Origin of the sequence: Natrinema sp. CGMCC1.2065 (assembly GCF_051225675.1) — an archaeon.
GTDB classification, from domain to species: Archaea; Halobacteriota; Halobacteria; order Halobacteriales; family Natrialbaceae; genus Natrinema; species Natrinema thermotolerans.
In genome coordinates this window covers 13,721-24,251 of sequence record NZ_JBPJSJ010000022.1, presented here as the reverse complement: position 1 = coordinate 24,251, position 10,531 = coordinate 13,721, and the positions used below count along the sequence as shown (strand labels likewise).

Annotated in this window: 9 protein-coding genes; 2 read left to right on the top strand and 7 right to left on the bottom strand. The window is 68.2% G+C overall.

Annotated features, from left to right (window positions below):
- Positions 1–24: 24 nt before the first annotated feature.
- The 7 genes from ACSBP4_RS17340 to ACSBP4_RS17310 all read right to left on the bottom strand — a co-directional run bounded on the left by ACSBP4_RS17340 (position 25) and on the right by ACSBP4_RS17310 (position 9,339).
- Positions 25–3,021: a hypothetical protein gene (locus tag ACSBP4_RS17340; RefSeq protein ID WP_435552959.1), complete on the bottom strand. Its 2,997-nt coding sequence runs from the start codon at positions 3,019–3,021 to the stop codon at positions 25–27.
- Positions 3,014–4,732, bottom strand: coding sequence for an ATP-binding protein (locus tag ACSBP4_RS17335; protein WP_435552958.1), 1,719 nt, complete (start codon positions 4,730–4,732; stop codon positions 3,014–3,016). The genes ACSBP4_RS17340 and ACSBP4_RS17335 overlap by 8 nt, the downstream gene beginning before the upstream one ends.
- Complete coding sequence (locus ACSBP4_RS17330) at positions 4,725–5,432, bottom strand: hypothetical protein (RefSeq protein WP_435552957.1); 708 nt, start codon at positions 5,430–5,432, stop codon at positions 4,725–4,727. The genes ACSBP4_RS17335 and ACSBP4_RS17330 overlap by 8 nt, the downstream gene beginning before the upstream one ends.
- Before the next feature lies 1 nt (position 5,433).
- On the bottom strand, positions 5,434–6,486 hold the full coding sequence (locus ACSBP4_RS17325) for a hypothetical protein (protein WP_435552956.1): 1,053 nt from the start codon (positions 6,484–6,486) through the stop codon (positions 5,434–5,436).
- Between the two features lie 25 nt (positions 6,487–6,511).
- Positions 6,512–7,630 (bottom strand): hypothetical protein, encoded by a 1,119-nt coding sequence (locus ACSBP4_RS17320; protein ID WP_435552955.1) that lies wholly within the window; start codon positions 7,628–7,630, stop codon positions 6,512–6,514.
- A gap of 162 nt (positions 7,631–7,792) precedes the next feature.
- Complete coding sequence (locus ACSBP4_RS17315; protein WP_435552954.1) at positions 7,793–8,446, bottom strand: HAD family hydrolase; 654 nt, start codon at positions 8,444–8,446, stop codon at positions 7,793–7,795.
- Between the two features lie 293 nt (positions 8,447–8,739).
- On the bottom strand, positions 8,740–9,339 hold the full coding sequence (locus ACSBP4_RS17310) for a DJ-1/PfpI family protein (protein ID WP_049965109.1): 600 nt from the start codon (positions 9,337–9,339) through the stop codon (positions 8,740–8,742).
- 307 nt (positions 9,340–9,646) lie between these two features.
- Here ACSBP4_RS17310 and ACSBP4_RS17305 point away from each other — a divergent pair, with 307 nt between their 5' ends.
- Both ACSBP4_RS17305 and ACSBP4_RS17300 read left to right on the top strand, forming a co-directional pair.
- Complete coding sequence (locus ACSBP4_RS17305; RefSeq protein ID WP_435552953.1) at positions 9,647–10,120, top strand: hypothetical protein; 474 nt, start codon at positions 9,647–9,649, stop codon at positions 10,118–10,120.
- 24 nt (positions 10,121–10,144) lie between these two features.
- Positions 10,145–10,519 (top strand): hypothetical protein, encoded by a 375-nt coding sequence (locus ACSBP4_RS17300; protein WP_006648648.1) that lies wholly within the window; start codon positions 10,145–10,147, stop codon positions 10,517–10,519.
- The last annotated feature ends 12 nt before the right edge of the window (positions 10,520–10,531 follow it).

Genomic DNA, 10,531 nt, shown 5'->3' with positions numbered 1-10,531 from the left:
ATTCGCATCGGAAAACGGCGGCGATCACTCGCGACGGAACGGCGTGGACAGCGCCGACGGGACGGCCGGCGTTGCGGACTCGTTTTCGACGCGCTCGACCGACCAGCGCTCACGGTGGTCGTCGGTCCAGGCGGCCTCGTCGTCGGTCGCCGGACCGGCCGCGCGAACGGCGGCCTCGCGATCGTCACCGTCGACCGCGTACCGGACCGTCGCCTCGAACGACGGCGACGACACGCCCGATTCGATGTCGACGAAGTGTTCGATCCGGTCGCCGGGCTCGAGGCGTTCGCGACGCGCTTCGGAGTAGAACAGGTCGTTGATCGGCTCGCCGCTGGCCGACACCGCCACGTCCGACAGCGGCCGGTCGGCCTCGTTCTCGAAGACCAGGACGACGGTGCCGTACTCGCCGGCGACCTGCGTCCCCGATCCGATCGCGATCCGGAAGGGATCGCCGTCGTCGTCATCGGCCTCGACACCGGCATCCGACGTGACCGCGGCGACGATATCGACCCGTTGGGTGGTTCCGTTTTCGTCCGCGACCGTCACCGTCCCCTCGAGCGTGGCCGCGTCCGTCCCGGTCCAGCCGTCGAGCCCGCCGGTCACGGTCGTCCGCTCGCCGGCCGCGAGCCGCGCGTCCACGGACACCGATCGATCGCCGATCTCGAGGCCGTCGACCCGGCGGGGCCGGTCGTCGCGGTTTACCAGTTCGGCGACGACGCTCCCGTCGACCGGATCGACCGTCGCGCGAACGGCGATGCCGCCGTCGGCGTCGGCGATCGACCGACCCTCGAGCCGCTCGCTGACCGTTCCGTCGACGCTGATCGTGGCCGGAGAGACGGTCGTTTCCGCGCCCGAGAGCATCGCTACCGATCGCTCGAGCGTCGTCCGCTCGCCGGCCGCAAGCCGACCGACATCGGCCGTCGAGTCGCCGATCTCCACGGCGACCTCGATCGCCGAATCACCCTCGTTCGCGAGTTCGATCCGATCGCGAACGGCGTGACCGACCGGCGCGGAGTCGCCCTCGAGTCGCCGCGTCGCGACCAGCCCGGACTCCCCGTCTCGGTCATCGTTGCCCGCAACGGTGTCGGCGTCGCCCGTCCCGTCGCGCGCTCGCGAACCCGTATCCGGCTCGGCAGCCGTCGGAGTCGCGTCGGCCTTGGTGGTCGCGGGCGTCGTGTCCGACTCAGCGGTCGGGGACGCCGCGTCGGACTCGTCGTCGAGACCGGTAGCAGCGGCGGATTCGGTCGACTCGTGTCGCTCGTCCTCGCTGCGGGAGGCAGTGGATTCCCGGCCCGGCGACTCGCTGCGGGAGACGGGTGACCCAGCCGAGCGGTCGTTCCGCGTCGGTTCGGCGCGAGTCCGGTCTCGACCGGCCGCCGGAGAGCCGCCGATCCCCGAAGTACTGGCGAACGTGGCTGGGCCGCCGGAGAGCCGGAGTCGCTCGTCGACGTCGAGCGACTCGAACCCGATCCGGGCGGTCCCCTCGTCGAACTGCGGGACGACGAGCAGCAGTTCGTCGCGCTCGATCGTCACCTCGGTCCGAACCCGGCCCGCGCCGGGGAGTTCGATCACGAGCCGGTCGACGACCGTCACCGAGCCATCGGTATCGACGGTCGCGCGAACCGCGTCGCCGTCGGCCTCGACGTCGACAGTCGGTGTCGGCGGCAGCGTACACGTCGGTGCGTACTCCCGCCGCCGCTCCCCGCGGGCGACCTCGAGCCCGATCGAAACCCGCCGGTCGGGTTCGTAGGGACGCGTGACCATCCCCGTCCACGTTCCGCCGGGCTCGAGGGACTCGGTCCCGGCATCGGTCTCGAGCAGTCGGACCCCCTCGAGGGCCACGCCGCCGACGTTCTCGACGGTGACCTCGAGTTCGGCGACACCGTGATCGACGGCCGTCACGTCGAGGGTGGTCTCGACGGCGATCCCCCCGCTGGCCGCGTCGTCGAGTTCGACGGCGGCGCGTTCGACGACCGAGCCGTCCACGGCGAGTTCGATCGTCCGCTCGCCCTCCGAGCGGACCGCTTCGACCGGGAAGTCGACGATCGTCGTCTCGCCCGCCTCGAGCGTCACCGTCCGCTCGCTCGGTGACAGCGTCGCGCCGTCGACGGCGGCAGCGAGATCGACACGTCGTTCCCGGTCGGTCGCGTTGGTCGCTTCGACGTCGATCGTTGCCCCGACGCCGACGGCGTCAGTCGCGACCGTTAGGCGGAGTCGATCGCGGCTGTGGACGTGCGTCGCGACGGTTCCATCCCGGATCGAACAGACGAGCGAGCCGTCGGCCGTCGCGTAGCCGTCGCCGCTCGAGAGCCCCGGAACGGACGCCGTCTCACCGTCCGGATCGACCGTACGGATGCCGTCTCCGGTGGTCACCAGCACCGACGACTCCCCGACGGGCGCGACGTGGTCGGCCGAAAGCGCCGTCTGCCAGCGCTCCTCGCCGGTCTCGAGGTCGGCCGAGACGAGCCGGTCGTTCTGCAAGGCCGCGACGACGGCGTCACCGCAACGACCCAGGCTCCGCACGACCGCCTCGAGGTTGCGATCGAAGCCGACCTCGCCGTCGGTCCCGATCCGGGTCAGGAACGACCACGTCGCGATCACGAAGCCGGCGGGCGTCCCGAGCAGACCGTCGTCGGCCGGGCCGCCCGGCCGCGTGCGCTCGACGTCGAACCGCTCGCGGCCGGTCGCGACGTCGACGGCCCGGAGCCGATCGGGACCGAGGACACCGACGAGCCCCTCGTCGGGAACGGTCGCGATCGCGTGGGCGTCCGCGACCGGCTGTTGCCGGATCCGATCGCCCGTCCGGGAGTAGATCGTCAGCGCGTCCGCCGAGAGGACGAGGACGCGATCGGCCAGCGCGACGTCGACGACCCGCTCGCCGTGATCGATCTCGACGCGGTCACTCCCCGTGACGAGGACGACCCGCTCGCCGATCCCGACAGCAATAGCTCCGTCGCCGACGCCGACGGCGTCGACGCGCCCGCTCTCGAAGGAGCCGACCTGTCGGTAGCCGTCACTCATCGCCGTCACCCCCGCGTTCGCCGTCAGCGGCGTCCTCCGGCTCCGAGACGTCTATCGGCACCGACTCGGACGACGCCGGGTTCGTCTCGGTCGTCCCGTCGGCATCATCACCGCCACCTGTCGGCTCCGCCTCGGCACCGCCGTCGCCGAGTAACTCGCCCAGCGACGCGGGCTCCGAACCCAGGCGCATGTCCAACCGCTCGGCCTGGTCCTCGACGTAGCGCTTGAGTTCGGGATACCCCTCGAGGTCGTCGATCTGGGTCCGGACGCTCGCGACGTACTGGCGGATCGTCTTGGGCTCGGTCTCGGCCAGCCGCTCGAGGAAGTAGTCGGTGTCCGGTTCGATCGGCTCGCGGTCGGGGAGGTGAACGCTCTCGACGAGTTCCCGCTGGAGTTCGCTCCCCAGGACGCGGTCGGCGATCTCGGCCGGCGTGTACCCCTCCGAGCGGGCCCCGAGTCGCTCGTACTCGATCCCGTCGGTGTCGGCCATCTCGGAGAGGTGTTTCTGCCAGACCTCGGCCATCACCGTCTCGTCGGGCTGGGGGATGAACTGCTGGATCGGGAACCGGCGGGTCGCGGCCGGGTCGATGGTAAAGGGCATGTTCGTCGCCCCGATCACGAGCAGGTTGTCCTCGATCTCGTTCATCTCTTGGAGGAAGGCGTTGGTCAGCGACCGTTCGTGCCGTTGCAGCGAATCGTCGCCCCGATCGGGAATGAGGGTATCGACCTCGTCGAAAAACAGGACCGCGAATCCCTCTTGGGCGATCCCGTGGGCCTTCTCGAAGATCGCTTCGACGCGTTTCTCCGACTCGCCGGAGTATTTCGAGAGGACGTCACTGCCCTTGATCTCCAAGAACTTGACCTCGCCGTAGCTCTCCTCGATGTTCGAGTTGTACTTGGCCTCGTAGGCGATCGCCTCGGAGATGAGGGTCTTCCCGCAGCCCGGCGGGCCATAGAGTAGCATGCTGTTGCCCCGCGAGGCGAACTCGTCGCCGTATCGCTCGACGACCTCGTCGCGGACGTCGGGATCGAACAGCGCCAACAGGTTCTCCGCCGTGCGCTTGACTTCCGGTAACCCGGCGACGTCCTCCGCGAAGCTGACGGTCGGCTTCTTCGGCTCGAGGGAGACCTGTACCTCCTCGTCGCCCTCGCCGTCCTGTCCGGAGCCGCCGGGCCCCGGACCGCCCCGGGCCGGGGCAGTCCGAGTCGCGCGCAGTTCCCGGAGTTCGCCGGCATCGATGAACTCGAGGTCGGTGTTGGGCGTGACCCGCAATGTGGCGTAGTCCGTCGGCTCCATCGCCGCGACTTCGAAGGTCGCCAGGTCGTCGCCTTTCGGGACGACTTCCTCCATTCGGTGGAGGAGGTAATCGTTCTCCCGGAGGAACGGCTCGAGGTCGTCGGGCGCGATTTCGCTGGTGTGGATCTTCGCGGACGAACACTCGACGACGTCGCGTTTCGTCGCGTCGGGGTCGACCAGAAAGTCCGTGCCCCGATCGATCCCGCCGAACACCGTCCTGACGTTCCGGTGCATTCGGACCTTGTTCCCGATCCCGTCGACGATCGAGTCGTCGACCGGTTCGACGTAGAAGAACGCACGCCGGTCGTTGTGACGGATCTCGATGGTGTCGGTGTTCGGCCCGACCTTCTTGGCTCCGATCTTGATGCGTGACGTCGGCTGATCTCGTTTCAGTATTGGCGTCAGGTTAAGCATTCTCGTCACCCCGTAGCTGCGTCGTCGCGTCCTCGATCGTCGACAGTAACTCGTCCTGTCGCTGGTCGGTCCGGTCGCGGACGTACCGACCCCCGGCGTCCGCCCGCCCTATCACCAGCGAGAGGGACTCGAGCATCGCGACGATCGCCTCGCACCCGGCCGCGAACGGCCGGTCGATCCCCGCGGCCCGCACTCGATCCCGAACCCGCCCAAAGGCCGATCGGATCCCCTCGAGTCGCTCGAGCAGCGTCTCGATGACCGGCCGCCAGTTGAGGGCGTACGGTACGGTCCGGGATAGGGGGACGATCACCCGCGAATCGGCGGTTTCGATCCGGTCCGCGGCTGCGATGCGGTCGGCGGTCGCGTCGTCGAACCCCTCGATGGTCGTCGCCCCGCGAACGTACTCGGCTTCGAGGACCCGCCGGACGAGGGCGTCTTCGCGGTCGGCGTCCCCGTTCGTTTCGCCAACCCGGGAACCGCCGTCGGGACGCGCGTCGACGGTCCGCGCCGCCACGTCGGACTCGAGTCGCGGGGGAAACGGCGCCCCGGCACGCAGCAGTTCGGCGAGATCGAGGAGCGCGTCCATCGCGATCTCGACCCGTCTCGCGGGCTCGGGACCCGAGAACGTCCGCAGGGACAGCAGCCGCTCTCCCTGCTCGTCGATCCGACGAACGCCACCCAGTAGCGAGTCCCCACGCATCCTACGACATCTCGAGTTCGCTCGTTTCCTGGTCCGTCTCCGCGACCTCCTCGCCGGCGGTCTGTTGAGCGGTTTCCCCGACGCTCTCGATGTCGCCGAGGACGTCGTCGACCATCGCGTCCAGCTCGTGGTCGGCGGTGTTTTCGACTTCCTCCTCGATGCCGCCCACGCCGGCGAGCTGGGTCGTTAGCTCACCCATGTTGTCGACGATGTTCATCGCCTCGTCGGGGAACGTCTGCTTTTTCAGCGCCTGCGTGCGGACCTGCTCGCGCTTGTTCGCCAGCGTCGTCTTGGCCGACTCGAGCATCTCGATGTTGTCGGCGAGCCGGTCGGCCCCGCTCTCGACTTTCTCGGCGAGGTTCTCCTGATCGGCCTCCTTCATCTTCTTGTGATAGATCAGCTTCCGCTTGAGCTGCTGGAAGCGTTCGCGTTCGTCCTGAGGGAGTTCCGCGGGGTCCTGCGGGACGCCGGGGCCGTCGCCGAGGCTCTTGAGTTCCTGAGCGGTCTCCTCTAAGTGTTCGTCGATCGTTCCCGACTCCTGGTCGATGTCGGCCATCCGGTTCTCGAGTTTCTCCTTGGCGCTCTCGACCCGGTCGATCGTCTCGGTGATCTTCTCGACGCAGGCGTCGATCGCGGCCGCCCAGTTGAGGATCATCCGACCGTTTATTTCATCGGGCTCGTCGCTCGGGTTGCGAAGCATCACGACCTGCCCGCCCTGCAGGTCGACGATGTCCTCCTCGGCGAAGAACTCGAGTAACGCCTCGGCCTGCTGTTCGCTGGTGACGATATCGCCCTCGTCGTCGCTGGCCGCGGCCAACGTCTCGATCGCCTGCCGGCGGTCGATCCGTCCGTTGCCCTCCTTCAGTTCCATCGACCCCAGCAGATCCGTCTTGATGATCGCCCGGATCGCTCGTTCCCATTCCCCGTCGACGTCGTCACCTTCGATCCAGCGAGCGTCGAGCCGAACCGGGTCGGCCGTCTGATTGACCGGATCGGCGATCACGTACTCCCGTCCGTCGCTTTCGATGCGTTCGAATTCGTACTTTTGAGACATAGTATTGAGTTCCACTCCCGTTGTCTTACGCTGCCATTCCGCCGAACTCCTCCTCGTTAACGAGGTCCCGGTAGCGCTCCCGGACCGCGTCGCGGACGTACTCGTTGACGGCAGTCGCGTTGCTGACCTGCAGTTCCGCGACGTGGTCCTCGGCCAATTCGACCCACTCCGGGAGCGTCCCGGGTAGCTGGTCCTGTTCGGCCTTCAGATCCGTGAGAATCCGCCGAGCGTGGTCCTCGACCACGTCCTCGAAGGGGCCGACCGCCTCGACCATTTCCCGCCCCTCTTCGAGCCCGAGCCGGTCGACCAGCGTCTCGCGGGACCCCTCGAGGATCTCCCCGCGGACGCTGCGGGCCGTCGAAAGGACGTCGAACCGGCTGTCGATCTCGTTCTCGACGACCTGTTCGAACTCACCGGTCCGGAGGACGTAGCTCGAGTCCTCGAACTCCGCCTCGATCGCGTCTTCGATCTCCACGGCGAGATACTGGGCGTACTCGTCGATCGCTTCCTCGACCAGATACTCCCCGTCGAGGTCGACGATGTACCCCTCCCGGTCGAGATAGCGGATGACGTCCGCGGTCGCGTCGACGTCGATGACGCTCTCGAGGTCGCTGTGGGCGATCTTTCCGTTCGAGGCCTCCCGCTCGAGGCGGGAGTCGAGGCCGACGTCGTCGGCGTGTTCCTTGAGCTGCGGGCCGATCGTGTAGTAGTCGCGCTTGCCCGCGGTGATCCGCCGAAGATAGTTGCGCTCGGCGAGTTCGTCGGCGAAGAAGTCCAGATCGTCGATGGCGAGCGAGAACCGCGAGCGCAGCGTCTCCCCCGTGACGACGAGCCGTTGCCCGAACAGGTTGGTCAGCTCCCGCGTGATGTTCATGTTCCCCTTGACGCCGAACGGATCGACGTAGAAGACGCCGTCGCGCAACTGCTCGAGATCGACGAACTCAGCGGCCGCCAGCTCGGTCAGCGCCTCGTGGAGATCGCTCGAGGACAGCGACCGCGCGTTGACGAGGCCGACGTCGGCGCTCTCGTAGGCTGCCTTGATCTCGCCTTTCTGATCGGAGACGTAGATAAATCCGTAGTTGTCCTGGGCGATATTCCGACAGACGTCTTCCAGGACGTCGGTGTCGACCGGTAAGAGCGTCATTACAGGAGAGTTATATGCTCGCCTACTAAACCTTGCGCCCGCGCTATTCGTTTCTCCGCGAAAATAGCTATTTCAACCGCCCAAAACCGGAATTCGGACGCGTCGGGTTCGGACCTATCTCGAGGGTCGGCTCGGGGCGTCGATGTCGGCCCGGGTCGACGGCTACGTCGTGACGGCCTCGAGCAGGCGGTCCCGGAGCGCCGCGGGCGAGTCAACGACAGCGTCGGCTCTCGAGCGGTCGATGTCGCCGTGGGCAGCGATCCGGTAGGCGACGACGGTCGCGCCCGCTCTGTCGCCGGCTTCGATCCCGTTTTCGGAGTCCTCGACGACGACGCACTCCGCAGCCGAGACGCCGAGTTCGGCGGCCGCGTACTCGAAGACATCCGGTTCGGGCTTGCTCGCCGCGTCGATGTCGTCGGCACTGATCACGCGGTCGAACGCCCCCTCGAGGTCGAATCGCTCGAGGACCATGTCGATCCAGTCGTGGGGCGACGAGGAGACCAGCGCCGTGTCGACCCCGCGGTCGTCCAGTTCGGCGAGCAGATCGTAGAGACCATCGAGCAGGGCGACCCGCTCGGTGTAGATCTCCTCGGCGGCAGCCTCGAAGCGTGCGACGAACTCCGTACGGGAGATGGCCGTCCCGTACTCGGCCTCGAGGTAGTCGTAGATATCGCGGAAGTTCATCCCGCTGGTCTCGGCCAGGTCGACCTCGGCGTCGGGGACGGTCGCGGGAAAGATCTCCTCGCGCTCGAACTCGACCCAATAGTCCTCGCTATCGACCAACACGCCGTCCATATCGAACAACACTGCGTTCATGTGACCCAGGCTATCCGGTCGTGACGGATAGCCGTTTGGCACGACGCGGTGAGCAGTGGCTACTCTGTGCGGTGGCGCGCGCTGTCAGCCGCCCGAACGACAGTGAGGGCTGCTGACGATACTGTGCGAGGGATGAGCGAGCGACTCCGGAGCGAGCGTTAGCGCGGAACTGCAGGTCCCGCGAACCGTCCGAACGGGTGCATCGCACCCGTGCGGAGAAATCGGCTGGAGAGGGCGTGGCTACTCAGTGTTGCCACGGTAGCAGGACGCCTCTCGTCGGTCGTTCCCAGCGGTCACTCCAATCCGAACACGTCGCCGCGCCGCTCATGGGCCATCTCCGCGGTCACCGCCTCTGCGATTTCGCCGCCGAACTCCCGCTCGAGCAGCCACAGCGCCAGATCGATCCCCGAGGTCACGCCGCCGGCCGTAACGACGTCGCCGTCGTCGACGACCCGCTCGTCGACCACGGTCGCCGCGGTGGCCGCGAGGTCGTCGACGGCGACGGGATGGGTCGCGGCCGGTCGGCCCTCGAGGATCCCGGCCGCGGAAAGCACCATCGCGCCGGTACAGACCGAGGCGATCGTCGCCCCGTCGTCGTAGCGCTCGCGGACGGCCTCGGGGAGCGCACCGTCCTCGACGGCCGCCCGGACGCCGCCCTCGGTCGTCCACCCGCCACCGGGAACGAGCAGCAGATCCGGCTCCCCAAGCGTCCCGTCGGGCTCGAGGCGGAGCCCGTGGCTCGCCCGCACGGGATCCGTCTCCGCGAGGGTCACCAGCCGCGTCTCGAGCGACGCGCCAGCCTGGGCCCCGTTCCGGAGGACCTCGTAGGGACCGATCGCATCGAGTTCGTCGAAGCCGTCGAATAGTACGATTTCGGCAGCAATATCGGCCATACCTCCTCGTCGCCGGCGACGAGCAAAGCCGTTTGTGTCTTCGGCAGCCATCGCTGGACACTCCGCTCGATCGCCCGTCCCGAGCCGTCGGTCGGCCCGCTCGAGGCGGCGGCACGTGTCGCGCGACGCGCCGTCCCGTCGTCGCGCCGGAGTCGCCCGGGTGTCGCCGACCCCCCGGCACTCGGATCGCGGTAAACCGGGCACAAACGGGCGAAACCGTCGGTCAAACTCCCGAAAACGGCGGCAAAGCGCGTTCACGGCATCACCCCTTCAAGTGCGTCGACCCGCCGAGAGTCGGATGCGAGCTATGAACCGAACGACCATCATCGCAGTCGCACTCGCCGCATTGATCGCAGCCACCGGGTTCGCCGCCGCGGCACCCGGCTCCGCTCCCGTGTCCGTGGACACGGGCGCGGACAGTACTGCCGACGACCACCCTGCGAACGACCGCGCAGGATCCGCGGACGACCACGACAACGGCAGCGAGAACGGAGCCGCCGACGCTGACGACCGGAACGGTCAGGGGCCCGCCGTCGACCTCCCTGAACAGGTTCCCGACCACGTCTCCGCGATCCACGACCGGATCTCGGCGTTCCTGAGCGGCGACCTCGAGACCTCGCTGGGCGATGCGATCAGTGAGGTCACGCCGGACGACGAGGACGCTGCCGACGACGATGACGCGACCGAGAGCGGTGACGACTCCGACGAGAGCGACGCCGGCGACACCACCGACGAGGACAACGACGCTGACGACGAAACCGACGACTCGACCGACGAATAGACCACCCGGTAACGCTACACACCTATGCCCCCATTCGCACAGCCGGCACCGATCGGACTCGAGGACCGACTGCTGGCGTTCGCCGTGAGCCTGCTGGTCGGCGGCGCGGCCCTCCAGGCCGGCACCTACGTCGTCGCCGAGACCCGCGACTACGGCCACGCGGTGGTGACCGCGCTGCTGGCCGCCCTCGCCTGGGCGGTCCTCGAGTCGGTGCCGCTGGTCGGCGGCCTGCTGGCGATCGTCGCCTGGGTCGCGGTCGTCAAGTGGCGCTACGACCTCGGCTGGCTCCGGTCGGCCGGGGTCGGCGTCGCCGCCTGGGCGGCCGCCGTCGTCGTCCTCGCGGCCCTCGAGCTGGTCGGTATCGGCTCGGTGTCGGCACTCGGCGTGCCGGGCACCTGAATCGCGCTCCCG